Source organism: Rhizobium moroccans (assembly GCF_057559155.1).
On record NZ_JBHFJG010000048.1, the window covers coordinates 178,685 to 203,724 of the forward strand.

At 61.9% G+C, this 25,040-nt stretch carries 29 protein-coding genes; 10 read left to right on the plus strand and 19 right to left on the minus strand.

Going from position 1 to position 25,040, the window contains the following annotated elements; translation table 11 throughout:
* Positions 1 to 186: 186 nt before the first annotated feature.
* From ACE04I_RS23600 to lgt, 6 genes are all read right to left on the minus strand, one after another.
* Positions 187 to 1,119, minus strand: coding sequence for a ribose-phosphate pyrophosphokinase (locus ACE04I_RS23600; RefSeq protein ID WP_046795478.1), 933 nt, complete (start codon positions 1,117 to 1,119; stop codon positions 187 to 189).
* A gap of 123 nt (positions 1,120 to 1,242) precedes the next feature.
* Positions 1,243 to 1,965 carry a hypothetical protein gene (locus ACE04I_RS23605; protein ID WP_046795477.1) on the minus strand — a complete coding sequence of 241 codons (723 nt, stop codon included), beginning with the start codon at positions 1,963 to 1,965 and terminating at the stop codon, positions 1,243 to 1,245.
* Positions 1,966 to 2,069: 104 nt separating this feature from the next.
* Positions 2,070 to 3,221, minus strand: a complete 1,152-nt coding sequence (locus ACE04I_RS23610) for a M24 family metallopeptidase (RefSeq protein ID WP_046795476.1) — start codon at positions 3,219 to 3,221, stop codon at positions 2,070 to 2,072.
* A 1-nt stretch (position 3,222) separates the two neighbouring features.
* Positions 3,223 to 4,017 (minus strand): peptidoglycan editing factor PgeF, encoded by a 795-nt coding sequence (gene pgeF / locus ACE04I_RS23615; RefSeq protein WP_046795475.1) that lies wholly within the window; start codon positions 4,015 to 4,017, stop codon positions 3,223 to 3,225.
* A gap of 123 nt (positions 4,018 to 4,140) precedes the next feature.
* The gene (locus tag ACE04I_RS23620) at positions 4,141 to 5,241 is read right to left on the minus strand and encodes a class I SAM-dependent methyltransferase (protein WP_046795474.1); all 1,101 of its coding nucleotides are present in this window, start codon (positions 5,239 to 5,241) and stop codon (positions 4,141 to 4,143) included.
* A gap of 3 nt (positions 5,242 to 5,244) precedes the next feature.
* On the minus strand, positions 5,245 to 6,060 hold the full coding sequence (lgt, locus tag ACE04I_RS23625) for a prolipoprotein diacylglyceryl transferase (protein ID WP_046795594.1): 816 nt from the start codon (positions 6,058 to 6,060) through the stop codon (positions 5,245 to 5,247).
* Between the two features lie 207 nt (positions 6,061 to 6,267).
* Here lgt and ACE04I_RS23630 point away from each other — a divergent pair, with 207 nt between their 5' ends.
* From ACE04I_RS23630 to ACE04I_RS23645, 4 genes are all read left to right on the plus strand, one after another.
* Positions 6,268 to 6,528, plus strand: a complete 261-nt coding sequence (locus tag ACE04I_RS23630) for an accessory factor UbiK family protein (RefSeq protein ID WP_046795473.1) — start codon at positions 6,268 to 6,270, stop codon at positions 6,526 to 6,528.
* Between the two features lie 417 nt (positions 6,529 to 6,945).
* Entirely contained in the window at positions 6,946 to 7,446 is a 501-nt protein-coding gene (locus ACE04I_RS23635; RefSeq protein ID WP_046795472.1) for a type III secretion system chaperone family protein, read from the plus strand.
* Positions 7,446 to 8,264 (plus strand): pyrroline-5-carboxylate reductase, encoded by an 819-nt coding sequence (gene proC, locus ACE04I_RS23640; protein ID WP_046795471.1) that lies wholly within the window; start codon positions 7,446 to 7,448, stop codon positions 8,262 to 8,264. The genes ACE04I_RS23635 and proC overlap by 1 nt, the downstream gene beginning before the upstream one ends.
* A gap of 13 nt (positions 8,265 to 8,277) precedes the next feature.
* Complete coding sequence (locus tag ACE04I_RS23645; RefSeq protein ID WP_046795470.1) at positions 8,278 to 8,619, plus strand: tRNA-binding protein; 342 nt, start codon at positions 8,278 to 8,280, stop codon at positions 8,617 to 8,619.
* A gap of 6 nt (positions 8,620 to 8,625) precedes the next feature.
* On the opposite strand, the gene ACE04I_RS23650 is transcribed toward ACE04I_RS23645, so the two are convergent.
* From ACE04I_RS23650 to ACE04I_RS23670, 5 genes are all read right to left on the minus strand, one after another.
* Positions 8,626 to 9,207, minus strand: coding sequence for a DUF1349 domain-containing protein (locus ACE04I_RS23650; RefSeq protein ID WP_046795469.1), 582 nt, complete (start codon positions 9,205 to 9,207; stop codon positions 8,626 to 8,628).
* Positions 9,208 to 9,234: 27 nt separating this feature from the next.
* On the minus strand, positions 9,235 to 10,617 hold the full coding sequence (locus tag ACE04I_RS23655; protein ID WP_046795468.1) for an ATP-binding protein: 1,383 nt from the start codon (positions 10,615 to 10,617) through the stop codon (positions 9,235 to 9,237).
* Between the two features lie 298 nt (positions 10,618 to 10,915).
* Positions 10,916 to 11,614 carry a response regulator gene (locus ACE04I_RS23660; RefSeq protein WP_137326586.1) on the minus strand — a complete coding sequence of 233 codons (699 nt, stop codon included), beginning with the start codon at positions 11,612 to 11,614 and terminating at the stop codon, positions 10,916 to 10,918.
* Positions 11,615 to 12,130, minus strand: a complete 516-nt coding sequence (locus ACE04I_RS23665) for a MarR family winged helix-turn-helix transcriptional regulator (RefSeq protein ID WP_487207650.1) — start codon at positions 12,128 to 12,130, stop codon at positions 11,615 to 11,617.
* A 209-nt stretch (positions 12,131 to 12,339) separates the two neighbouring features.
* Positions 12,340 to 12,951, minus strand: a complete 612-nt coding sequence (locus ACE04I_RS23670) for a DUF1236 domain-containing protein (RefSeq protein ID WP_046795466.1) — start codon at positions 12,949 to 12,951, stop codon at positions 12,340 to 12,342.
* 197 nt (positions 12,952 to 13,148) lie between these two features.
* On the opposite strand from ACE04I_RS23670, the gene ACE04I_RS23675 reads away from it, so the two are divergent.
* The gene (locus ACE04I_RS23675) at positions 13,149 to 13,334 is read left to right on the plus strand and encodes a hypothetical protein (RefSeq protein ID WP_046795465.1); all 186 of its coding nucleotides are present in this window, start codon (positions 13,149 to 13,151) and stop codon (positions 13,332 to 13,334) included.
* A 76-nt stretch (positions 13,335 to 13,410) separates the two neighbouring features.
* A complete protein-coding gene (locus ACE04I_RS23680) occupies positions 13,411 to 14,106 on the plus strand; it encodes an MBL fold metallo-hydrolase (protein WP_046795464.1) in 696 nt (231 codons plus the stop codon).
* Positions 14,107 to 14,119: 13 nt separating this feature from the next.
* Here the strand turns inward: ACE04I_RS23680 and ACE04I_RS23685 are convergent, their stop codons facing one another.
* From ACE04I_RS23685 to ACE04I_RS23700, 4 genes are all read right to left on the minus strand, one after another.
* Entirely contained in the window at positions 14,120 to 14,335 is a 216-nt protein-coding gene (locus tag ACE04I_RS23685; protein WP_046795463.1) for a cold-shock protein, read from the minus strand.
* Between the two features lie 442 nt (positions 14,336 to 14,777).
* Positions 14,778 to 15,674, minus strand: coding sequence for a DMT family transporter (locus ACE04I_RS23690; RefSeq protein WP_046795462.1), 897 nt, complete (start codon positions 15,672 to 15,674; stop codon positions 14,778 to 14,780).
* A gap of 102 nt (positions 15,675 to 15,776) precedes the next feature.
* On the minus strand, positions 15,777 to 15,902 hold the full coding sequence (locus ACE04I_RS23695; RefSeq protein WP_280950064.1) for a hypothetical protein: 126 nt from the start codon (positions 15,900 to 15,902) through the stop codon (positions 15,777 to 15,779).
* Between the two features lie 97 nt (positions 15,903 to 15,999).
* Positions 16,000 to 16,956 (minus strand): EAL domain-containing protein, encoded by a 957-nt coding sequence (locus ACE04I_RS23700; RefSeq protein ID WP_046795461.1) that lies wholly within the window; start codon positions 16,954 to 16,956, stop codon positions 16,000 to 16,002.
* A 201-nt stretch (positions 16,957 to 17,157) separates the two neighbouring features.
* On the opposite strand from ACE04I_RS23700, the gene ACE04I_RS23705 reads away from it, so the two are divergent.
* Complete coding sequence (locus tag ACE04I_RS23705; protein WP_487207651.1) at positions 17,158 to 18,360, plus strand: pyridoxal phosphate-dependent aminotransferase; 1,203 nt, start codon at positions 17,158 to 17,160, stop codon at positions 18,358 to 18,360.
* Positions 18,361 to 18,435: 75 nt separating this feature from the next.
* On the opposite strand, the gene ACE04I_RS23710 is transcribed toward ACE04I_RS23705, so the two are convergent.
* The 3 genes from ACE04I_RS23710 to ACE04I_RS23720 all read right to left on the minus strand — a co-directional run bounded on the left by ACE04I_RS23710 (position 18,436) and on the right by ACE04I_RS23720 (position 21,652).
* Entirely contained in the window at positions 18,436 to 19,701 is a 1,266-nt protein-coding gene (locus ACE04I_RS23710) for a PQQ-dependent sugar dehydrogenase (RefSeq protein ID WP_487207652.1), read from the minus strand.
* Positions 19,702 to 19,840: 139 nt separating this feature from the next.
* Positions 19,841 to 20,317: a DUF3597 domain-containing protein gene (locus ACE04I_RS23715; RefSeq protein ID WP_046795458.1), complete on the minus strand. Its 477-nt coding sequence runs from the start codon at positions 20,315 to 20,317 to the stop codon at positions 19,841 to 19,843.
* A gap of 231 nt (positions 20,318 to 20,548) precedes the next feature.
* Entirely contained in the window at positions 20,549 to 21,652 is a 1,104-nt protein-coding gene (locus ACE04I_RS23720; RefSeq protein ID WP_245282120.1) for a calcium:cation antiporter, read from the minus strand.
* A gap of 220 nt (positions 21,653 to 21,872) precedes the next feature.
* Here ACE04I_RS23720 and ACE04I_RS23725 point away from each other — a divergent pair, with 220 nt between their 5' ends.
* Complete coding sequence (locus ACE04I_RS23725; protein ID WP_046795457.1) at positions 21,873 to 22,136, plus strand: DUF2188 domain-containing protein; 264 nt, start codon at positions 21,873 to 21,875, stop codon at positions 22,134 to 22,136.
* A gap of 220 nt (positions 22,137 to 22,356) precedes the next feature.
* Positions 22,357 to 23,013, plus strand: coding sequence for a peptidoglycan recognition protein family protein (locus tag ACE04I_RS23730; RefSeq protein WP_046795456.1), 657 nt, complete (start codon positions 22,357 to 22,359; stop codon positions 23,011 to 23,013).
* Positions 23,014 to 23,052: 39 nt separating this feature from the next.
* Here the strand turns inward: ACE04I_RS23730 and ACE04I_RS23735 are convergent, their stop codons facing one another.
* Positions 23,053 to 23,964, minus strand: a complete 912-nt coding sequence (locus tag ACE04I_RS23735; protein WP_046795592.1) for a LysR family transcriptional regulator — start codon at positions 23,962 to 23,964, stop codon at positions 23,053 to 23,055.
* 86 nt (positions 23,965 to 24,050) lie between these two features.
* On the opposite strand from ACE04I_RS23735, the gene ACE04I_RS23740 reads away from it, so the two are divergent.
* Positions 24,051 to 25,040, plus strand: a 990-nt coding sequence (locus tag ACE04I_RS23740; protein ID WP_487207653.1) for an SDR family oxidoreductase, incomplete at its 3' end; no start/stop codon positions are given.

Sequence of the window (25,040 nt, forward strand, 5' to 3'; positions counted from 1 at the left end):
CCGTCGACCGTGCAGGCCGAAAGCAGAGGAAGAAGTATCAAGGCGAGCCTTTTCGGCTGCAACAAACCGGTGAGCATCAGATTTCCCTCTCGATGCGATCGATGTTCCCGGCAACCTAGCCGAGTCGTCGCAAAGCGAGAAGTTATGATAGTCCCGGAAAACTTCCAGTTTAGTTCCAGAACAATCCTAATCGAAGAGGCTGGAGACGGACTCTTCGAGCGCGGTGCGGTTGATCGCTTCTCCGAGGAGGTTGGCGGTCGTTACCACGCGAATATTCGGGGCCGACTGCACGGCGGTGGTGGGCTGGATAGAGTCCGAGATCACCAGTTCGCGAAGCTTGGACGCACTGATACGGGCGACCGCGCCGCCGGAAAGCACGCCATGGGTGATGTAGGCGGTGACGCTGGTCGCGCCATGCTTGAGAAGCGCCTCGGCCGCGTTGCACAAGGTGCCGCCGGAATCGACGATATCGTCGATCAAGAGACAGTCCTTGCCGTGAACCTCGCCGATGACGTTCATCACCTCGGATTCACCGGCACGTTCGCGCCGCTTGTCGACGATTGCGAGCTGGCAATCCAGGCGCTTGGCGAGCGAGCGGGCGCGCACCACGCCGCCAACGTCCGGCGACACGACCATGACGTTCTTCAGGTCGTAGTGCTCCTTCACGTCGCGCGCGAGGATCGGCACGGCGAAGAGATTGTCGGTCGGAATGTCGAAAAAGCCCTGGATCTGTCCGGCATGCAGGTCGAGCGTCAGCACGCGATCGGCGCCGGCCTCGGTGATGAGGTTGGCCACGAGCTTTGCCGAGATCGGGGTGCGGGGTCCAGCCTTGCGATCCTGGCGGGCATAGCCGAAATAGGGCAGGACCGCCGTGATGCGCCGCGCGGAGGATCGACGGAAGGCGTCGATCATGATGAGCAATTCCATCAGGTGGTCATTGGCCGGAAACGAGGTGGACTGGATGACGAAGACGTCCTCGCCACGCACGTTTTCCTGAATCTCTACGAAAATTTCCTGGTCCGCAAAGCGTTTGACGCTGGCTTTTCCGAGTGGGACGTTGAGATAGTTGCAGATCGCGTCGGCGAGATGCCGGTTCGAATTGCCTGCGAAAACCTTCATTGCGGTCCGCCTGTTTTGTAGCTGGATGGGCGCCTTTTACCGCTGCCGCCTTCGAATGCAAGAGCGTTTGGAACGCGGTCGCTCATTTTTATGAAGAATCTGTGATCAACGCCACTGTGTTCGTCAAGCCGAGGTACGGCGCCAGTTCAGATATTCGCTGATCGTCTTGGCGGCGATGCCCTCCATGGTGGCGGCCGGTACCGCGGCCCAAGGGTCCTGACCGGAGGAGGGAACGCTTTCCTGTCCCTGCAGGCGATGCAGCCGCGTGCCGGCGCTGTCGAGAACGTCCCAGACATAGATGACGGTTACCTTGCCGCTATCGCTGAACGCGGAAAAATAGCCCTTCAGGATGTGATCCGTGCTGTTATCGCCCGAGGCGCGGATCGTCAGACCGCTGGCTCTGGCCTGCGCGCCGAGTTGCCGGGAGAGCGGCGTCACCGCCTGAACAGGGGCGCCGATGATGGGCAGGAAGCGGATGCTGCCAACCGTGGAAGAGGGCGGCGGCAGGGAGGCGCTCTGTTGCGGGGCAGCCTGCTGCGGGCCCTGTCCTCCAGGCGGCGGGCCGGAGGAGGCGGGCGAAACCGTGCTGCCGTCCTGCAGCGCCTGAGCCTGGGCTTCCAGCGTATTCTGCGGCGTGGCGCGGCTGCCGCCGCCCTGCGGGTAGGTTCTTCTGCTGTAGGTTTCCGGCTGAGAGGAGAGCGCCATGCGATCGGTGTCCGCCTGGGTGACGGGCGTTGAGGTGCCCCCGCCGACATCCACCTGCGGCGTCAAAGCGTCGCTGGTGTTGCAGGAAGTCAGCGCCAGCACCAGCAGCAAGGCGGAAATCGCCATCCCGAACCGCCGCATGCCCCGCCTCCTCTCGTCACCCGTCAAGAACCGCAAAGTCGCGCAAACTTACGGGCGGCATTCCCGGTGTGTCAATCCGGGATGCCGGGAAGGCCGATCGGACCTTAGCGGACAATCAGATCGAGCCCATGGCGGGATAAGGGTTTCGGGTCGCCGTCGGTCGTCAGATAGGTGTGGCCAAGGGTCATGGCGACGCCGGCATCGGAATCCATGATGATCATGTGTACGAAGAGCGTCATGTCCGGCAGGATTTCCTGCGGATTGCCGACATGGAACATCTGGTGCTCCATCCAGGAGGGGGAGAAGCGCGCGCCGAGCGAATAGCCGCAGGCGTTGAGGCGATGGCGTGTGAGACCGCGATCGTCGAGGATGCGGGCGTGAGTATCGAAGACGTCTCCGAAGGAATTGCCGGGACGGAGCACCTGCTCGATCGCGGTGATCGTCTCGCGGCAGGCGTTGTAGAGTTCGCGCTGGCGAAGGCTCGGCTCGCCGATGATGACGGTCCGCATCATCGCGGCATGGTAATGCGCGCTGGCGCCGGCCCATTCGAGCGTAAGCTGGTCGCTGGCGTCCAGCTTGCGGCGACCGGCCTTGTAGCGGCACAGAAGCGCATCGACGCCCGAGCCGATGATGAATTCGTTGGCCGGATAATCCCCGCCGCCGGAAAAGATCGCTCCCTGCATGGCGGCCAGGATATCGGCCTCGTCGCCGCCCGCCTTGATGAGCGGCAGCGCGGCATCGAGCGCGTCGTCCGCGAGTTCGGCTGCGCGCACGGCATAGGCGATCTCGGCCGGGCTTTTGACGAGGCGCAGCGTGCTGACCAGATAGGAGGCGTCGACGACCTGGCCGAAGCTCCCAAGCTGGTTGTCGAGAAGGCGGGCGACGCGGCCGGTCATGCCGTGGGTATCGTATTCGATACCGATCCGCATGCCGAGCAGATCCATATCGCTCAGAAGGTTCTTCAGATCGAGCGTCGGGTCGGCATTCACCCGATCGACCCAGACGACGATGTTCTCGATGACCGAGGTATGACGCGCCTGGCGCAGGTCCGCGGAACGGGTGAGGAGCGTCATGGTGCCGTCGGCCTTGACGACCAGCGTCTGGAAGAAGCAGTAGCCGAAAGTGTCGTAGCCGGTGAGCCAATACATGCTCTCCTGCGCGAAAAGCAGCAGGGCGTCGAGCTTTTCGGCGCGCATTCTTTCCGTCAGGCGTGCGAGCCTGTCGGCATATTCGCTCCTCTCGAAATGCAGGGCCATATCACTTCTCCACGATTGCGATGGCTGAAATCTGCCGTCCATAGTCCGGTTCTCCGGCATGGGTGGTGCGGCGGTAGGAAAAAAATCTCTCGGTGTCAGGGTAGGTGTCGAGCTTCAGGTTTTCCGCCTTCACGCCCGCTGCCGTGAGTCGCTTGATGGTGAGCGCCGGCAGGTCGAACATGGCGTGGCCGTCCTTCTGTGACGGCGAAAAAAAGACTTCGTAAGAAGGATCGAAGGCCAGGAAGCGCTCCACGAATTCCGGGCCCACCTCGTAGCTTGCCGGACCGATCGAAGGACCGAGGCAGGCGGTGATCTTCTCGCGTTCGGCGCCGAGGGAGACCATGGCCTCGATCGTGTTTTCGAGCACCCCACCAAGCGCACCCTTCCAGCCCGCATGGGCCGCGCCGACGACGCCGTTCTCATGATCGGCGAAGAGAACCGGGCCGCAATCGGCCGCGAGCACACCGAGGATGACGCCTGGCACGGAGGTGACCATCGCATCGGCCTTGGGCCGTTCGCCCGCATAGGTCTCGTCCATCACAATCACGTCAGGTGAGTGGACCTGATGCACCGTCGCAAGTTTTTCCACCGGCAGATCGAACCAGCGGGCGACGCGGGCGCGATTTTCGGCCACATGCTCGCGTTCATCCTGCGATCCCAGCCCGACGTTCAATCCCGCATAGATGCCTTGCGAAACGCCGCCCCGGCGGGTGAAGAAACCATGGCGGATGCGGCCGTTGCCTTTGGCCGCCAGAAGCGGACTTTCGATCGGCGTCGGCAAGGGGCTTTCCTGCATCGCGTTGAGTACCTTATTGATTTTATGAGGTTTTGTGCTTCGCCCAAATGGGCATCCGCTGCTTCGGTTCGCAGCGAGAGTGGCCCAGGCGAAGGGCGGATGTCAATCGGTGCGGCGTCCGTTTCAGCCGACCGGCCGGAACGGCATCAGATCGAGGGCGGGACTGGAGACGGCGATCAGCTTGAAAAGCTCGCCCATCTTGCCGGCTCCTTCGCCGGCCAGCCGGTCGACGGCCGCGGCGATGAGGTTCTGCTCGGAAGCCTCCTTGCCGCGGGAGAGCGCGGCCGCGCGTTCGGCAAGTCCCAACCGGTAGAGGAATTCGCCCTGCCGCAGGCCGCCGTTCAGGTGGACCCCGGAAGAGAGGGCAACCCTTGCGAGGCTCTCGAAATCCACATGGCTGGTCAGGTCCACCTCGCCGGGATGGGCAAGCGGCGGATCATAGTCATGGCGGCGCACCGCCTGCAGGGTATCGCCGAAGCCGGTGACCAGATGGCCGTAGTCGATGACGAGCGCGGTCCCGCCCGAGGCCTTTAGCCTTTCGCAAATCGTCTGCATCACCGCTTCGCGGGCCGGGGCGATCTCGAACACCGTTCCTTCCGGAATGGAGGCGGCCGGGCTTGGAAGCAGTTGCGGATCGAGCGTGGCGATGCCTGCCGCGAAGGCGAGTTCGCCCGTGGCGTCGAGCCCCACTACGCGTTCGCGAAGGCCGGCTGCCGTCTTGACGAATTGGCGGATCGGGATGGCGTCGAAGAGCTCGTTGGCGGCGATCAGCGTGAAGCCTTCCGGCACGTTTTCGAAGCTGTCGTGCCAGGAGAGAAGCGTGGAATAGGCCTCGAGCGTGATGCGCTGCACGCCGCGAAGCCGCTCGCTGGTCTCCACAAGGTGAACGCTGAGGCCCTCGAAGAGGGGCGGCGCGATGCGTTTGATGACCCGCAGCATGTCGGCCATCATCGTGCCGCGGCCGGGGCCGATCTCGACGAGGCGGACGGTAGACGGCGCGCCATGGCGCTGCCAGGCATGCACCATGAAGACGCCTACCATCTCGCCGAAAAGCTGGCTGATCTCTGGAGCGGTGATGAAATCCCCATCGCGGCCGAAGGGTTCGCGGGTGCGATAGTAGCCGTATTCCGGATCGGCGAGGCAGATCGCGAAATAATCGGTGACGCTGATCGGGCCGTTCGCCCGGATAAGATCCTTGATCTTGCCGGCGAGGGGAGTGCTCATGATTTAAGCCTCGGCCGCCGCCCTGCGGGCGCGGAAGATCGCCCAGAGGCCGACGAGGAACATGGGCAGGGAGAGTACCATTCCCATGGTGAGCCAGCCAGTGCCGAGCAGATATCCGAGCTGGGCATCGGGCTCGCGGAAGAATTCCACGAAGATGCGGGCCAAAGCATAGCCGCAGACGAAGGTGCCTGCGATCACGCCGGGCGTCTTCAAGGCTTTCAGCCCATGCGTCAGCAGGCGCAGGACGAGAAAGAGCACGATTCCTTCCAGTGCCGCCTCATAAAGCTGGCTCGGGTGGCGGGCGAATGGTCCGCCGGTCGGAAAGACGACCGCCCAGGGAACGTCCGCCAGCCGGCCCCACAATTCGCCGTTGATGAAATTGGCAATCCGTCCGAAGAAGAGGCCGAAAGGTACGACGGCGGCGACGATATCGAACATGCTCCAGACGGGAATGCCGTTGCGGCGGGCAAACAGGATCATCGCCAGCGTCGCGCCGATGAAGCCGCCGTGAAAGGACATGCCGCCGTTCCAGATCTCCAATGCGCGGAGCGGATTGGCCGCGACCATCGGGAAATCGTAGAAAAGTATGTAGCCGATGCGCCCGCCGAGCACGATGCCGGCGGCGACCCAGACCAGGAAGTCATCGAGATGGGTGGCGGTTATCGGGGATTTGTCATCCTTCCAGAGCGAGGCGTTCGCCGCCAGCCGGCGGGCATAGAGCCAGCCGAGCAGGATGCCGGCCACATAGGCAAGGCCATACCAGTGAACCGAAAGAGGGCCGATGGAGAATGCCACCGGATCGATATCCGGGAACGGCATGAGTGCGAAAAGATGAAGTGCTTCGTACAAGTTACAAGGTTCCACTGGCGCCCGACGACATTGCGCGGAACATGGCGTTGCCGCTTTCGGCGGTCAAGGCGAATTTCTTCACGGCGGATTGGATGCTTGCAAGCTTGGCCGGCAGGCCCTACTTCATCCACAGAGAGTTATGTCGCCGGTTCCGGCGCAATGATGGAGTTTGAGACCATGTCAACCGGTACCAACCGCATCCTCGACGACTTCGCCCGGCTGATGACCGACGCGGCCGGCGCGGCGCAGGGCGTGCGCAAGGAGGTCGAGACCGCCTTCCAAGCCCAGGCGGAGCGTTTCCTCAACAGCATGGACGTGGTGAAGCGCGAGGAATTCGAGGCCGTTCGGGAAATGGCCGCCCGCGCCCGCGACGAGAACGAGGCGCTGAAGGCGAGAATTGACGCGCTCGAAGCCAAGCTCGCCAGCCGGAAGGGCTGATCTGAAATTCGAATCCGCCGCCGCGGCTCCGTGCCGCGGCGTGCCTGCTGCGGTCTCATCCCACTGGCTTGTGCGCCACCCTCCGGTTTTGCGTTTTCCGACAAAAATTCGCCGCTTGTGGACACTTCCAAAAAAGCGAGTTCCCAGAGTCGCTTAGGACTCCATTCTGATCTCCGGTGAGAACAGCTTTCAACAGCCCCGTTGTTAAAAACACGGCAAAGGGGCTGGCAGTCGGACTCCGTCACTATACACTGATTTTAAATGATGATTCGAAACGAAACTGGTAAGCTCCAGACAGGGTGACTGCGTTATTCTGGCGGCGTCGGGCGATCATCTGAAGTGTTTGTTCCCGGTCTGTGTCTCGCGTTTTGGTGTTTTCGCACAAAATCGCATTCATTCCGGTCAAGAAGGTGCCGCATGAGCCTTATGGAAATGGATATTGAACGTCAGTCGAATCCGGTCGACATGATCGAATTCGTCGCCGCCTCGAACGACTGGACGTTCGAACGGTCCGGCGAGGATGAGATCGCCATGACCGTGGAAGGGCGCTGGGCGGATTACCACGTTTCCTTCTCCTGGATGGAGGAGTTCGAAGCCCTGCATCTTGCCTGCGCTTTCGACATCAAGGTTCCCGATATCCGGGTGAACGAAGTCATCCGGCTGCTTTCGCATGTCAACGGACAGGTGCTCATGGGGCATTTCGACCTGTGGCGGCAGGAGGATGTTGTGATCTTCCGCCAGTCGCTGCTGCTCGCGGGCGGCGCGGAGCCGACCAACCAGCAGGTGGAAGTGCTGCTCTCCAATGCGCTCGAGACCTGCGAAGCTTATTTCCAGGCTTTCCAGTTCGTCGTCTGGTCGGGCATGGAAGCCAAGGCCGCTATGGACGCGGTATTGTTCGAGACAGTAGGGGAGGCCTGATGGCGGGAGCATCCACTCCCTCGATCGTGCTTGTCGGCGCCGGCAATATGGGCGGTGCCATGCTTTCCGGCTGGCTTCGCAACGGCATTCCGGGTTCTTCCGTCACGGTGGTGGACCCGTCGCCTTCCGAAGCGATGCGGAAGATCATCGCCGAGGCGGGTGCACAGCATTTGACGGCGGCGCCTGAAGGCCGAGCTGTCGATATCCTCTTCCTGGCGGTGAAGCCGCAGGTCATGGAGGCGGTTCTGCCGCCCCTGAAATCTGCGGTCGGAGCAAACACCGTCATCGTCTCGGTTGCAGCGGGCAAGACGCTTGCCTTCCTGGAAGGGCATCTCGGTGAGGCTGCGATGGTGCGCGCCATGCCGAACACGCCAGCCATGGTGGGACGCGGCGTAACCGGCGCCTACGCCAATCCGAAAGTTTCCGATAGCCAGCGGGAGCAGGTCGAGGCGCTGTTGAGGGTCAGCGGACCGGTGGAGTGGGTGGTGAGCGAAAGCGATATCGATGCCGTTACCGCGGTTTCGGGTAGCGGTCCTGCCTATGTCTTCTATCTCGTGGAGTGCATGGCGGAAGCGGGCCGAAAGCTGGGCCTGCCGGCGGACCTCGCCATGCGGCTCGCGCGGGAAACCGTCTCGGGGGCTGGTGAATTGCTGCACCAGTCCCCCGAGGACGCTTCGAAGCTGCGCCAGAACGTGACCTCGCCCGGAGGCACGACGGCCGCTGCCCTGGCGGTTCTGATGGCGGAGGACGGCATGCAGCCGCTCTTCGACGAGGCGATTGCCGCTGCTCGCAAGCGGGCGGAAGAACTGGGAAGCTGAGGCAGGTTATATAATGAGCAACGAGATCACCTATGGCGATTTCGAGAAGGTGGACATTCGCGTCGGCACCATCGTCGAGGCGGAGCCTTTTCCGGAGGCGCGCAAGCCGGCCTTCAAACTGAAGATCGACTTCGGCCCGGAGATCGGCATCAAGAAATCCTCCGCACAGATTACCGTCCACTACACACCGGAAACGCTCGTCGGGCGGCAGGTGCTGGGCGTCGTGAACTTCCCGCCGCGACAGATCGGTCCGGTGCGATCCGAGGTGCTGACCCTCGGCTTCGAGGACGAAAACGGTGCGATCGTGCTTGCCGCGGTCGAGCAGGCTGTGCCGAACGGCAGGAAGCTCATGTAACTCGCGTCAGTGGATCTCACGCGTTACGGGATCAGTCAGGCTGAACGACTTGAACTCCACTTCGAAACCCTCGCGCTGCGGAGAGCAGAAGGCTATGCCGGCCTGGATTTCGGATGGGATAGGCGGGAAATAGGCGAGCCGCGCCATGCGCCACTCCTGAAAAGCATCCGTGCGGTACTGGATAAAGAGCGCGTCGCCGAGGCGCGTTACACGGACGAACATCTCCTCGAAATTGTCGGCCAGGCGGAAGGCGGACCAATCGGAATGGCCGTTCGTCATTACGACGCTGAAATGCCGCGCTCCGTCGGTGAATTCGATGCCGCATTTCATCCAGTGGGCCTCGTCCTGGCGGATCATCAGTCCCGCCTGGTCGTAGAGCGACTCGTAACGCCCGACGAAAGAGGCCTCGGCGGTGAACTCGCCGCTCCACGACCGATGAAGGAAATGGCCGTTGTCGCGATGAAAACCGTAATAAGTGCCTTGCCAGAAATCGGTCTCGCGGCCGGAACGCAGGAACAGGCCTCCCTCGGTCTCGCGGACCTCGGGAGGTTGGTTGAGCCAGGTCATGGCGCGGGTATCGATCGGCATCGGTTTCCTCAAATTTCTCTCGAAGGATCAGGCGGGTATCCGCACGGTTGCGCGCAGACCGCCCCTCGGGCTGTCCGCCAACGTGACGTTACCGCCGTGGGAGCGGGCGATATCGCGGGCGATGGCAAGCCCCAGACCGGTTCCGGAGGCATCCAGGTTGCGGGCCTCGTCCAGCCGGAAGAACGGCTTGAAGACATCCTCGCGCGCCTCGGCGGGGACGCCCGGACCGTCATCATCGAATGTCAGCGTCAGCCATTTGGCGCTGTGCCTGGCATCGACGTGCAGGGTATCGGCATAGCGTTCGGCATTGCTCGCAAGGTTGTTGACGAGCCGGCTGAAGGCCTTGGGCCGGACCTCGACCTCATCGTCGCCTTCGACCTCGTAGGTCATGGTCTTGCCGTGCAGCGCGAAATCGGCGCGCAGCCGTTCCAGAAGCTCGCTGAGCTTTACCGCGCCGACATCCTCCTCCTCCGCATCGCTCTTGGCGAAGGCCAGATAGCCCTCGAGCATCGACTGCATGTCCTCGACATCCTGGCTCATGCCGTGAAGTTCCGGCTTTTCGCCGGCAAGCGCCAGTTGCAGCCTGAAGCGCGTGAGGATGGTTCTCAAATCGTGGCTCACACCGTTCAGCATGGCGGTGCGCTGTTCCATCTGCCGCTCAATGCGCTCGCGCATTTGAATGAAGGCGAAGCCCGCGCGGCGTATCTCTTCCGCGCCACGGGGCGCGAAATCCGAGATTTTGTGTCCCTTGCCGAAGCTTTCCGCAGCATCCGCAAGCGCGAGGATCGGCCGGATCTGGCCGCGCAGGAAGAGGACCGAGATGCCTATGAGCGCCAGAGCCGTGCCGACCATCCAGACGATGAAGATATGGGTATTGGAGGCATAGGTCTGATTGCGGCGGGCAAAGACCCTCAGTACGCGGTCGTCCATCTTGATGCGGATCTCGACCAACCGGCTCTCGCCGACCGTATCGATCCAGAATGGCAGGCGGATGCGGTCGCTGATCTGTTCGACAAGGATGCTGTCGAGGAGGGAGAAGAACGGCTTCGGGCGCGGCGGCGGCAGCTCCCCATTCGCCTCGATTGAGACGTTGAGCGCGAGGGTTTCTTCCGCGATCCGCACGATATCGTCGTAGTTCCCATCCTGTGGATAGGTCTGGATGACCTGGATGATCGCCGCGATATCCCGCGCCACGCCTTCCGAAAGCCGCTCCGTCACCATGCGCCAGTGCCGCTCCATGAAGACGGCGGCGACGACGCATTGCAGAAGAAGCATCGGGATGATGACGATGAGGACGGAGCGGGTATAGAGGCCGGTCGGCAGCCGGCGCTTCATCCAGCGGGTGGAGGCGCGCCAGCCGGGAGGATTGAAACGGGCGATATCGCGTCTCAGGGTATCGAATAATGCCATAAGGACCAATCGACAATCAGGTTTCAGGCGCGGCGCGAGCCGGATTTCGTGGATGGCAAGGAGAAGGAACCGACGTGGAGCAGATCTCCACAAGGGGCCTTCGACGCAGCAAGGCGCGAAATCCGCCGCGTCCCGAAGGGATATGGTGAAAATCGCCCATTTCCGCGTCGCGAAACCTCGATGGGATTAGGCCCCACCGTCGGTTTGGCTCCTAGAACTGAACGATTTTCCCTCATACCGCGCTCCAAACCCTGAATGTCGATTGGTCCTATGCCTTCCCGTTTCCGGCCGCCGCCGGTCAGTCGATGCTCAGCCGGTACCCGATCCCGCGCACCGTCTGGAGGTAGACCGGATTGGCCGGGTCGTCCTCGATCTTACGCCTCAACCGGTTGATCTGCACGTCGATCGTGCGCTCGCCGACATCCGCGTCGTTGCCGATCAACTCGTGGCGGGGAATGGTGTCGCCGGCGCGCAGCGCGAAGAGCAGCATGATTTCCTGCTCGCGATCGGTTAGTCGGATGGTCTCGGCGGCGCGCCGCAACTCCTTGCGGAGGATGGAGAAGGTGAAGGGGCCGAACATGACCTGCTCGATCTTCGGGGTATCGGGCGAAGCGTTGCGCCTGAGGATATTGTTGATCCTCAGCACGAGTTCGCGCGGATCGAACGGCTTTGGAAGATAGTCGTCGGCGCCGGCCTCCAGACCCGCAATACGCGATTCGGCCTCAGCGCGGGCCGTCAGCAGGATCACCGGAATGGTCTTGTTGCGATAGAGATCTTCCGTCAGCGAAAGGCCGGATTCGCCGGGCATCATCACGTCGAGAATGATGAGGTCGAAGCTCAGGCCGTCGAGCTTGCGGCGGGCTTCGGCCGCATCGGCCGCGACGGTGACCCGAAAACCCTGCTCCATCAGATAGCGGTGCAGGAGATCGCGGATGCGTGTATCGTCATCCACGACCAGAAGATGGGGCGCGTCATCGGAAAGAGGGGTCTTGTTCATCTATTCCAACTCGCTTTCGATAATCTCCAGATCTGGGTTGCGGCCGCGCATGTGCCGCAGGAAATCCTTGATTGCCTCGCGCGTCTCGGGCCTCATGCCTTCCATGGCCTGCGCGATACGGCGCGATTGCGGCTCGGAAAGGGCGAGCGCCAGCTCCCGGCCGGCAAGCGTCGGGTAGAGGCGGCGCTGCCTGCGGTCCTTTGCGCCCGCCATCTGCCGAATGTAGCCGGATTCGATCAATTGTTTGAGCACCCGCGCAAGGCTCTGCTTCGTGATCTGCAGGGTATCCAGGAGATCGGTCACCATCATGCCCGGCTGGCGGCAGACGAAATAGACGACGCGGTGATGGGCGCGTCCCATGCCGATCTTCGCCAGGATCGCGTCCGGATCGGAGATGAAATCGCGATAGGCGAAGAACAGCAGCTCGATCATTTCGAAGTCGATCTGGGCCTCATCGACCGCCGGCATGGGCGGATGGACCTTCCTGACGGCTCTTTCCGTCGCTGCGCGTGCCACTCTCGCTTTCCTTTCCCTCGGCGCCTGACCCTTCGGCCCAGGCTGGCGCTCTTCATGTTCGCGAGCCGATTGTAGCGTACCGCCCCCGATAAAGCGCGAACCGGCTGAACAATCAACAGTATTGTTGGGAAAGGCGCATGTGCGGGAGCGATACGTCCCGAGGCGGAAAGGGAAGGGCGCGCGCTCTGAGCGAGCGCCCTTCCGAGAGGCTAGTCATAGATGTGGACGATACGGCGGGTGTCGGGGTCGATGAGGACGGGCCGATCGTTAACCACGACGTAAGAGTAATCGTAATCCGGCACTTCCTGGATGGTGACTCCCGGCGGGATGGTTGCGCCCACCGCCAGTTCATTGCGCACGTAGATCGGTTCGGCTGGATGCTGCTCGATATAGGTGATGACGGTTTCCGGCGGTTCGATTACCTCGACCTCCTCGACCGGACCAAGAAGCAGGTCTCCGGGCGCAGGGGAAGCCGGCGCCACGCCCGAGGTCGTCTCGTAGGTGACGACGGGCACTTCATGCTGCGCCCGGTATTCCTCGACCAGGACCGGCGTGCCTTCGTGCTCGATGGTCAGATATTCGGCGAATACCCAACCCCGCATGCCGTTGACGTCGATACGGCACCAACTGCTGCCCTGCATGCAGCCGTCGAGCATGGCCGGGCTGCCGCGCGTGGCAACGCCGACTTCCGGATATTCCTCGCCGGGACCGGAGCGCACCGTGATGTCCGAGGCTGTGGTGGCGGTCATTTGAGCCCAGGCGGGAAACGCCGCCGTCGCGAGGGCCGAGGCCGCAAACAGAGATTTCAACCAGGTCTTCATGGATCTTCTCCCGATGTTGACTGGGAAGGACAACCCCCTCGGGCCGGAGCTGGTTCCGTCGATGTTCAGGAAAGATCAAGCCTGGCGCGGAGGCGCGGCGATCGCAACCGGCGGAACTTTCGGCCGCATCGTTCGTTGCCTTTTTCAAGCGGCAGGGGCGGCCGAAGTCGAAGAAACGGAGCATAGGGAGATAACGCATGACCCGCCCGACCTTTACCGCCATTCCCGCCATCAAGGCGGAGACCGCAACGCCCGCGCATCCCCTGCGCGTTGTATTGATCGCCGCCTTCACCCTGGCGACCGCCGTCTCGGTCCTGCTGCTCGGCATGGCGTCGCTCGCCCCTCCGATAGCCGAAAGCGCCAGCTATTCCGTCTCCGAGTGATTTTTCGGGCTGAAAAGAGGATCGGTTCCCGCTATACCCGGGGGTGTGCGCATCACCTACCGCAAGCCGAGGCATCATGGGCAAATTGCAGGCCGGCATCATCCCGGTCACACCATTCCAGCAGAACTGTACGCTTCTCTTCGATACCGATACCAGGGAAGGCGTCGTCATCGATCCCGGTGGCGACGTGTCCGCCGTTGTCCAGGTGGCGCAGGAGAACGGCATCAAGCTCAAGGAAATCTGGCTTACCCATGGCCATATCGATCACGCCGGTGGCGCCGACGAGCTGCGCGAACTGCTGGGCATCAAGGTGATCGGACCGCACAAGGACGACCTACCGCTCCTGGAACGGCTGGAAAAGCAGGCAGAGCGTTTCGGCGTATCCATGCCAGTGCGCAACGTCACGCCGGACCGCTGGCTGGAGGAGGGGGACACCGTTTCCTTCGGCGGGCACGTGTTCGAGGTTTTCCATACGCCCGGCCATGCGCCGGGGCATGTGATCTATTTCAATCGCGAGGAAGGTTTCGCCCATCTCGGAGATGTGCTCTTCAACGGCTCGATCGGCCGAACCGATCTGCCGGGTGGCGACCACGCAACGCTTCTCGCCTCCATCCGCGACAAGGTGCTGCCGCTCGGCGATGAAATCGGCTTCATCTGCGGCCATGGTCCCGGTGGCCGGATCGGCGAGGAGCGACGGACAAATCCATTCCTGCGCGGGCTTGCCGCCGACATAAAAAAACCCGGCATATCTGCCGGGCCTCAACTCGAATGAAAGCCGGTAAGGCTTAACCGGCAATCTGCAGGTTGACGGCCTTGGGGCCTTTGCCGCGACGATCCGGTTCCGTGTCGAAGCTTACTTTCTGGTTTTCCGAGAGACCGGACAGGCCGGAAGCCTGTACGGCAGAGATATGGACAAAGATATCGGCGCCGCCGTTATCCGGCTTGATGAAGCCGAATCCTTTTTCGGTATTGAAGAATTTTACAGTGCCAGTTTCGGCCATGCAGCAGGTCCTTTTCTTTCTGTCCGTGTTCAGCGGCGGACAGCATCACGATGTTGCCCCATAGGGCGGTGGCAGGCAGCTTAAGAAAGGGGCCCTGTCTTTACCGCGGTGACTGGCAGGAATAGCTTCGCAATCCGCCCCCAGATCCCCCGCCCGGAGTCTTAGCGTCTCCGGAACGCATCATTATAGGTCTTCCCATGCTCGTAAATTGCCCGAACTTGCACAGAGTGCTGTGTTTATCCGAAATTGGCAAGAAAAAGTTTTTCGAGCGGGCCGTGCAATTGAAAAAGCGTGAACGCGAAAACGCCTGCAAATGCGGCCTTTGGGGGCACGAGATGCGGTTGACGTGCCCGAATCCATCGCCGGCAATCAAAATTCAGGGTTGTTCTGCCTCATTTTGATACGCGTGTCGCGAATTGAAAAAAATTTGTCGTCTGTCGCTTCAGGCGTTCGAAAGACGGCTCCGGCGGCGGGTCAGTTCCGGAACGAGTTCGACCAGCAGCATTGCCGCAAAGAGAACAGCGCAGCCCACATAGCCGAGGGGCGGCAGTTTTTCTCCGAGCACGAGGGCCCCCAGCAGCGCGCCGAAAAGGGCTTCAGAGGAGAGGAGGATCGCGGCCTGGGGTGCGGTAGTGTAGCGCTGGCCGATGACCTGCAGGACAAAGGCGAGGCCGGAGGAAATCAGGCCGACATAGAGAATTTCTCTGGAAGCGGCGGAAATCGCAGCGAGGTCGATCGGCTCGACGAACAGGCCGATCACAAGGCAGAGAATGGCACAGACGGCAAACTGGCAGGCCGAAAGCGCCAATGGTCTTCCCGTCGACGAGACGAAGAGGTCGGCGAGAATGATCTGGATGCCCCAGAAGAAGGCGCAGACGATGGTGAGCGCATCACCCCTGGTAAGGGATGCAAGCTCGCCGCCGCTGAGCAGAAAGATGCCGAAGAGCGCCATGACTGCTGCGGGCCAGATGATCCAGTGCGGATAGCGGCGAAGAGCGATCACCGAGATGACCGGAACGAAGACGACGTAAAGTCCGGTAAGGAAGCTGGAATTGGTGACCGTGGTGCTGATGAGGCCGATCTGCTGGGTGATGGCGCCACCGAAGAGAGCTAGGCCGACCGCGACGAATGACAGGAGACCGTTTCGCGAGAGCGGAGCTTTCGACTTGCGGGCCTCCATCAAGGCGAAGGGCAGGACGGCGAGCGTAGCGATCGCGAAACGCAGGCCCACGAACCAGAAGGGACCGATCTTGTCCATCGCCGTCGACTGGGCGACAAAGCCGCCGCCCCAGATCGCTGCGGCAAGCAGAAGGACGAGGTTCGCCTGGATGCGGGTCATGTTCAAGCCTGAGCGGAGAGGGCGGCCAGCTGGCCTTGCGACGAGGACCGCTTAGCAGTTTCACCAAAACCCGACAAGATGACCTGCTGCTTCCCGCGCCACTCAGATACGGGCGACCAGCCCCACCATCATCGCCACGCAGGCGGCCAGCCCGATGGATGTCATGAGGGGCAGAGAAAACCTCAGCCTCTTGCGCCTGCGGTCCAGCTTATCGTCGTCCAGGAACATCTGCCGATCCTTGTCCATTTGATCGTCAGAGTGAAGGCTCCGAAAGGGTCGCGATGAGGACCGGTTCATGGCGATCCGAGGTATTTGCGCGGCATTATCAGGGCAACGATCGCAGGCGTTTCTCAATCGATCGCGATACGTCCCTGCCGAAGGTGCGGGCCGGCTTGGCGAGCGCGGAAGCGATCGGAGCATGCGTCGGGGTCGGTGCGGAACCGAGGGCGTTTCGGGTGGCCGCTATCCGCTCCGCGGCCGAGGGTTCTTCCGGGAAGAGGGAGTTGAAGGTGGTGGGAGCAAGCTGCGGCCGCGCGAGCGCATATCCCTGCATCAGCGGCACGCCGAGTTCCGCGCAGCGTTCCACCTGCCAGGACAGTTCGAGCCCCTCGAAGACAGGCTCGATGCGATCCTCCTGCATCTGGCGGACGATGACGCGCAGCAATGCCATGCCCGCCGAGTTTTCGAGGAAATCACGAGCCCAGGCGGGTTCGAACTTGACGTAGTCCGGGCCGATCCGCTTCAGCCGCTCCAGATCGGAATCGCCCGCGCCGTAATCGTCGATCGCTATGCGGAAGCCGATCGCGCGCATGTGCTCCGCGAAGGCGGCGATGAGCGGCGCATCCTCGCCGAATTTTTCGGAGATTTCGCAGACGATCCTGTCGGGCGAGAGGCCGGCCTCATGTCCCGCGAGCTTGATGCGCTCGACCTCCTGGCGCATCGCGTTCGGCGTCCTGAAGAGGCCTGGATGAAATTTGATGAAAATCCGGGCGCTGGAGCGGTCGAGCCGCCCGGTGTTGAGAATATGGATGGTGCGCAGGATGCTGTCGATCGTTTCGATATCGGCAGGCTCGACAAGGCTGAAGAACTCGGCCGGAGAAATGGGCTCGCCGCTTCGGAAGGTGCGGACGAGGCCTTCGAACGCCTCGATTTCCAGCGTTTCATCCGGACGCCGCCTGAAGATCGGCTGCAGGGCCGAGTGCAGTACGAAAGGACCGTAGGCAGTCGAAACGGACCCGTCCTCGCCACGCACCAGATTGGCGAAAATGCTCTTGGCGTTCATGACCGCGACCCGCTGTTGCCTGCACTGGTTGTATCAGGGAAGGGTTACGCGGCTGTAAACTGAACCCGGATGGTTTTAATCAGCTTCTTTCATCGATGATATTCATGGTTTGCGCTTGAAACCCCGTCATTCATTCGACATACAGCGTGTCGGCGGGCCGGCGCGGCTCGCCTTGTTCCAACAGCCCTCAGGACCAAGATCATGGCCTTTCTTGCCGACGCTCTTTCCCGTGTAAAGCCTTCCGCCACCATCGCCGTTTCCCAGAAAGCCCGCGAACTGAAAGCTCAGGGCCGGGATGTGATCGGGCTCGGCGCAGGCGAGCCGGATTTCGATACGCCGGACAATATCAAGGAAGCCGCCATCGACGCCATCAACCGGGGCGAAACCAAGTACACGCCGATCTCGGGCATTCCGGAACTGCGCAAGGCGATCGCCGCGAAGTTCAAGCGCGAGAACGGCCTCGACTACAAGCCCGAGCAGACGATCGTCGGCACCGGCGGAAAGCAGATTCTTTTCAACGCCTTCATGGCGACGCTCAATCCGGGAGATGAAGTCGTCGTCCCGGCGCCCTATTGGGTTTCGTATCCGGAAATGGTGGCGCTTTGCGGCGGCACTCCGGTGTTCGTCGGCACCACGATCGAAGACAATTTCAAGCTGAAACCGGAGGCGCTCGAAAAGGCGATCACCCCGAAGACGAAGTGGCTCATCTTCAACTCGCCCTCCAACCCCTCGGGCGCGGCCTACAGCCATGACGAGCTGAAGGCGCTGACGGATGTCCTTCTGAAGCACGAGCATGTCTGGGTGCTGACGGACGACATGTACGAGCACCTGACCTATGGCGACTTCAAGTTCGTCACGCCGGTGGAAGTGGAGCCGAAGCTTTACGACCGTACGCTGACCATGAACGGCGTTTCCAAGGCCTATGCCATGACCGGCTGGCGCATCGGCTATGCTGCCGGTCCGCTGCAGCTCATCAAGGCGATGGACATGATCCAGGGCCAGCAGACCTCGGGCGCCACCTCTATCGCCCAGTGGGCGGCGGTCGAGGCGCTCAACGGGCCGCAGGACTTCGTCGTGAAGAACAAGAAGGTCTTCGAAGGCCGCCGCGATCTCGTGGTCTCCATGCTCAACCAGGCCAAGGGCATCACCTGCCCGTCGCCGGAAGGCGCCTTCTACGTCTATCCGTCCTGCGCGGGACTGATCGGCAAGACGGCACCCTCCGGCAAGGTTATCGAGACGGACGAGGACTTCGTGACCGAGCTTCTGGAGACGGAAGGCGTGGCGGTTGTCCATGGCTCGGCCTTCGGCCTCGGCCCGAACTTCCGCATTTCCTATGCGACTTCGGAAGAGCTGCTCGAAGAAGCCTGCAAGCGTATTCAGCGCTTCTGCGCCGCCTGCAGGTGATCAATATCTGATTGCGAACGAAAAGCCCGCGGGAGTACCGCGGGCTTTTTGCTGTCTGGCGTCGGATTCGGAGTATCAGCTCGCCTTCGTCAGGCGAACGATGGTCGATCCGCCGCCACCACGTTGTTCCGTAACTGCATAGACGGCGCCGTCGGGGTCGACCTTCACATCGCGAATGCGGGCTTCGAGCGGTACGCGTTCTTCGTGTGAAACCTTGTCGCCATCCATATGCACGACGACAATGCCCTGCGAGACGAGGCCACCGACGAGGAAGGCGCCCTTCCATTCAGGGATGGCGTCGGCACCGTAATAGGCCATGCCGGATGGGGCGATCACCGGGTCCCAATAATAGACGGGCTGCTCCGTCTCGGCATTCTCCGTGACGCCGTCTCCGACCGGGCTGCCGCTATATTCGACGCCGTAGGTGACCTCCGGCCAGCCGTAGTTCTTGCCGGCTTCCGGCCTGTTCAGTTCGTCACCGCCGCGGGGACCATGCTCGACCGTCCAGAGGCGTCCCTGGCCGTCCAGCGTGGCGGATTGAAGATTGCGATGGCCGAGGCTCCAGATTTCCGGCTGGGCGCCTTCACGGCCCGCGAAGGGATTGTCCGGCAATGCCTTGCCGTTCATGTCGATGCGGAAGACCTTGCCGAGGCCGCTTGAAAGATCCTGAGCCTGGACGCGCGGTTCACGATCCGAGCGCTCGCCGACCGTCACGTAGAGCTCGTCGTTCGGCCCGAAGACGAGGCGGGAGCCGAAATGCTTGTTGCCGTCATAGCTCGGCATCTGGCGGAAGATGACGCTGACATCCTCGAGCCGGCCGCCGCCCTGGTCATCGGGCACCAGTCGTGCGGAGGCGACGGACGTGCCGTTGCCATCCTCTCGGTCTTCCGAGAAGGAGAAGAAGATGCGGCCAGAGCTTTGGTAGTCGGGAGCCAGAGCTACGTCGAGAAGCCCGCCCTGGCCGTCGGAGAGGACTTCGGGCACGCCTTCGATCTCAGCGCCGGCTTCGCCTTCCTCCGAGATGATGTGCATGGCGCCTTCTTTCGCGGTCACCAGCATGCGGCCATCGGGCAGGAATTCCATGGCCCAGAGGTGCGGCAGGTCGTCTGCGACGACTTCGGTGGCGATCCGGGGCATTTGCGCCGGCTGCGGCGCGCGGGTCTGCCCGGAAAAGGCCGGCCGCTGGTCCGGCGCATTGGGAGGCCTGGTTTCGGCCGGTTGGCCGGCCGGCACGTCTTCCGCGCCGGTCGCGGGCTGGTTGCCGGTCTGTGCGCAGGCGGGCGCGGCAATCAGGACGGCCGAAAAAACGGTGCCGGCGAGCAGAGAAGAGAACTGGTTCATCCTGGACCTCCCTTGGGTGTGGTTCATTCCTGTTTAAGGGAAGAACCGCGCAAATGCCGTACACGTGCCATCAAGATTTATTGAGCGCGCAAATGAAAAGCCCGCCAATATGGCGGGCTTCGAAGGATTTTCGTGATGCTTAGTCGGTAAGCTCAGCCGGCACCACGCCGCCGTTCTCCGCGAGCTTCTTCATCAAGGCCTTGTGCAGCCAGACGTTCATGGCGGCGGAATCGCCCTTGTCGCCGGTATAGCCGAGCTCGTCGGCGAGTTCCTTGCGTGCCGCGAGGCTGGAATCCAGATTGAGCGCCTTCATGAGGTCGACGATCGAATTCTTCCAATTGAGCTTCTGGCCGCTTTTCTTAACGGCTGCATCGAGGATCGGCCCGATGTCGACGGCACCGGACGGGGAGGGCGCGGTAGCGGCCGGAGCGGCTGCCGTAGTTACAGGTGCCGGCGAACCAGCCGGGGCCGCGACGCCAGCAGAAGCCGATGCGCCGGACATGGAGGCCGAGACCGGACTCGTGGGCGTTACCGTTTTCGGTGCATCGGCAGGCGCCGGTGTAGCAGGCTTCGCCTGACCGAATATCGCACTCTTGATTTTGTCAAAAATACCCATGCTGCGCTCTCCTGGTTGTGATCTTCGGCAGAAGATTGGGCGGTTGCCCTGATTCTCAAGATATAATTCAGGGTTTATTTGAGTCCATATCAGAAGTAGCAGTCCGTACATCCGGTGGTGGAGGAAGCCTGCCGATCCCTGCACGCCGACCATTCCTGGTTCGGAAAGCGATTCAAGTCGCTGCCATCTTGAGTCGGGATTTTTGTGCAATCAATTGAATTAAAACGCTTTTCAAAGCCCGAGCATGGTGAGCATGAGGAAGGTCGCGAAGAGCACGAAATGCGTCATTCCCTCGATTGCATTGGTCTGGCCGTCATTCAGGTTGATGGCCGCCACGATCAGCGTGATGCCGACCATCACCGTTTGCACCGGCGTCATCGCCATGTTGAACGGCTGGCCGGTATAGAGCGCGATGCTTTCCATGACCGGCACGGTGAGGATGACGGTGGAAAGGGAGGCACCCATGGCGATGTTGACGACCGATTGCATGCGGTTGCGCAGGGCCGCGCGAAGGGCGGTCAAGATTTCCGGCGCGGCCGAGATCGTGGCGACGACCACAGCCATCAGTGCCGGAGGCGCGCCCGTTCCTTCGAGGCCGGTACCGAGGAAGGCGGACATGAACTCCGCCAGGAAGCCGATGACGAGCACGCCGAGAAGGATGATGGCGATCGAGAGGGCGGCGGGCTCCTCCTCGGCTTCTTCCTGCGGGGTCGCCGGGTTCGATGCGGTCTTCGCCCGTGGATAGCTGTAGCTGAAGAAATAGCTGTGCGTTCCCACCTGCATGCGCAGGAAAAGCGCGTAAAGCGCGATCATCGCTCCGATGGTGAAGGCGGAATAGAGGTGCCATCTGGCTTCGGGAATGAATTCCGGAACCACCATGGAAATGCCCATCGCGGTCAGGATCATGACGCTGTAGGTGCGGCTGGAATCGTCATTGTAGGCCTGTTCGCCGTGGCGCAAGCCGCCGAGCAGGGCCGCAAGGCCGAGTATGCCGTTGATATCCAGCATCACGGCCGAGTAGATCGTATCGCGGACCAGGGTGGGTGAGGCGGCATTACCCATCATAATTGCCAGGATCAGCACCTCCACCGCCACCGCCGAAAGCGTCAGGATCATGGTGCCGTAAGGATCGCCGACCTTGTGAGCCAGCACCTCCGCGTGGTGGGCGACGCGGGTGGAGGCGAGAATGATCGTGACGATGAAGGCGGCGGCAGCAAGCAGCGAGACCGTCTGGCCGGCCTCGAGGATAGCATGTTCCGCCAGATAGCCGGCGATCACCGCGCCGATGGCGAACAAGAGAAATTTTTCCTGGCTGAGCAGACGGGACGCTTTCACGGTTGCTCCTTGTGACTTCCTGCAATCTATGGCGAGGAAAGCCCGCATCAAGGAGTGGCGCAGGAGGCCGGATTTGCGACAACCGGCATTTGATGACATAATTTCGCAAGTGGCCCTGGAACCTTGCGGCGCCCTTTCTGCTTTTTTCACCTCGACGCCGCGACTGAGCAAACCGGCAGGATCGTATCGGCCATGAGAAAGAAAGGAGGGAGAAGAACCTATGACCAAGGTTGTCTACAAAATCGTGCAGCACGACGGCGGTTGGGCCTATCGCCTCGGTGATGTCTATTCGGAAACCTTTCCCACGCATTCCGACGCGTTGGAGGCAGCGCGCATCGTCGCGGCCGAACAGCAGGTCGGTGGCGATGCGGAAGAAATAAGCTGGCAGGACGACAAAGGTATCTGGCATACCGAATACAGCGACGGCGGAGACCGTCCGGAAGCCGAGGTCGTGGATACGGAAGATGGCGCCGATGCCCGTTGAAGTGCGTGGCGGACCTTCCGGGCTCGTCTCCTGCACTTCAAGCATTTGCTTTGCATATGTCGTTGCCCACGAGACCACCTTATCCTTTGACGCGACATGTGATGGGTGTGGCGTTACGTTTGCTCAACCAAATGACGAATACGGCATTGGTGTTTCCGGCGGTTGAAATTACATTGGTCCCGCTCGGCCCCTGCGCCCGGCTGCATTGCGAGGACTTCTCATGGCAATACCGCTTGCCTGGATTCCCGACGTACCGATGAAGCGCATCATCTGCCATTGGACGGCAGGCTCATATCATGCTGGTCCGGAAGACCTTGCCGCCTACCATTTCCTGATTGAAGGCAATGGCCGGCTCGTCAAGGGCAATTCGTCGATCGCGCTTAATTCCAGGCGCGTGAAGGCGGGTTATGCAGCGCACACGCTCAACTGCAACAGCGGATCGATCGGCATTTCGCTATGCTGCATGGGAGGCGCACAGGAACAGCCGTTTCACACCGGCAACTACCCGATGACGGCCGCGCAGTGGAACGCGCTCGTCGCGACGGTGGCGGAACTCTGCACGCGCTACCGCATCCCTATCGGTCCGCGTACGGTCCTTTCCCATGCCGAGGTCGAGATCAATCTCGGCATCAAACAGCGCGGCAAATGGGACATTTCCCGCCTTCCGTTCGATCCCGGTTGCGTGGGCGCCGGGGCGTGCGGCGATCGGCTGCGCCGTGATGTGGCGGCAGCGATGGGAACGGTGCCGCAGGTGGTCCCCGTGAGCCGAGGATTGCCGATCAAGCAGGTGGTCGAGAAGTTGACGGAAATCCTGATCAAGGGACTTGCCGCCGGGCTCAACACCTTGATCCGCGAGATCATCAAGCGGCTGACCTAAAAACCGCGGCGAAAGATGGCGCGATGCCGTCGAGCGACGTCAAGCCGCACGGACATAATCCAGAAGCCCCTTTACCAGGGCATCGAAGGTAACGCGCCAGCGAGGAGCGTTCTTCAGGTTTTCGTGCATGGCGACCCATGTGTCGAGGGAGAGTTCGAAAACGCCCGGCAGGACGCGAACGAGCTCCGGGTCCCGCCTGGCAATGCCTGTCTGGCAGATGCCGATGCCGGCGCCGGAGCGGATCGCGGCAAGCTGGGCAAGATTGCTGTCGGTGCGGAAGGCCCAGCGAATGTTCTCCAGATCGGGAAAGGCCGGGAGGTCGGCGCGGATGCGGGCAGCGGTGGCGCGGATGAAAGCCGTCTTGCGGTCGAAGCCGATGAGGCGGTGATGCGCCAGTTCCTCCGCTTCCTGCGGCTCTCCATATCGTTCCAGATAGCGGCGATGCGCATGGAAACCGAGCGGTATTTGGCCGATATGACGCGCTATCAGCGCATCCTGTGCGGGATTGGTCATACGGACCGCGATATCGGCCTCGCGCCGCAAAAGGTCCTCCACCGCATCGGACAATGAAAGCTCGATCGCAAGCCCCGGATGTTCGTCCTGCAGGGCAGCAAGGATCGGCGGGAGCACTTCGCAGCCGATCACGTCGCTGGCGCTGATGCGCACCGTGCCCTTCACCTTTCCGTATTCTCCGGCCGCCACCCTTTGCATGGCGGCGGTCGTCGCGGCGAGTGTTTCCGCATAGGGCTGAAGGGCCAAGGCAGGTTCGGTGGGCAGCAGGCCCTGTTGCGAGCGCGTGAAGAGCTGGTAGCCGACCGCCTGTTCGAGCGTGTCGATATGTCGGCCAACCGTCGGCTGGGTGAGGCCGAGATCGCGGGCAGCCGCCGAAAGGGAGCCGGTGCGCAGAACGGTGAGGAAGGTGCGATAGAAGTCCCAGTTCAGATCATTCATTTTTGTATGGATGATAAAGGAAAACTGCGAATTACGTATATTCCCGTTCGGCGCGATAATCCAGCCATTCAGCAAGGAGTATCGTTATGACCGCTCGATCGAATGCAAGACCTATCGCTCTCGTGCTTGGCGCTACCGGCGGCGTCGGAGGCCATGTTGCCCGCGGGCTCGTCGCCCGTGGGTGGATCGTTCGTGCCCTGAGCCGCAATGCCGCGGGTGCGGCAAACCGCGAAATGCGTTTCCATTGGATTCAGGGGGATGCTTTGAACGGGCGGGACGTTCGGCGCGCCGCCCAGGACGCAAGCCTCATCGTTCATGCCGTCAACCCGCCTGGTTATCGTGATTGGGAAAAGCTCGTGCTGCCCATGCTCGACAATACGATCGCGGCGGCGCGTGCAGTCGGGGCGCGCATATTGCTGCCGGGGACCGTCTATAACTACGGGCCGGACGCCTTTCCGGTGATCACGGAAGAAAGCCCGCAGAACCCTGTCACCCGCAAGGGCGCGATCCGCGTGGAAATGGAGCGAAGGCTGAAGACGGCGTCGGAGGAGGGCGTGCCAGTGCTGATCGTCCGGGCCGGGGACTATTTCGGGCCCGGAGCGGGAAACAACTGGTTCGCGCAAGGGCTGTTGAAGCCCGGCAAGCCGGTAACCGCGATCAGCTATCCAGGCAAGCCGGGGACCGGCCATCAATGGGCCTACCTGCCGGACGTGGCGGAAACCATGCTGAGGCTGATCGATCGGGAGGCGGACCTGCCGCGCTTTGCGCTCTTCCAGATGCGCGGCTTCTGGGATCAGGACGGAAGCGGAATGATCGATGCAATCGGCCGCGTCGTCGGTCGTCGCCCAAAGGTTCGCGGCTTCCCATGGTGGCTGATGAGGCTCGCCGGTCCCTTCGTGCCGCTGTTTCGCGAACTTAAGGAAATGCGTTACCTCTGGCGGCAGCCGGTGCGGATGGATAATGGCAAGCTCATCGCTTTCCTTGGCGAGGAACCCGTAACGTCGATCGAAGAGGCCCTGCGGGCGACGCTCACCGATCTTGGCTGCCTGGACCGGGAGACACGCCCCGCATTGCCG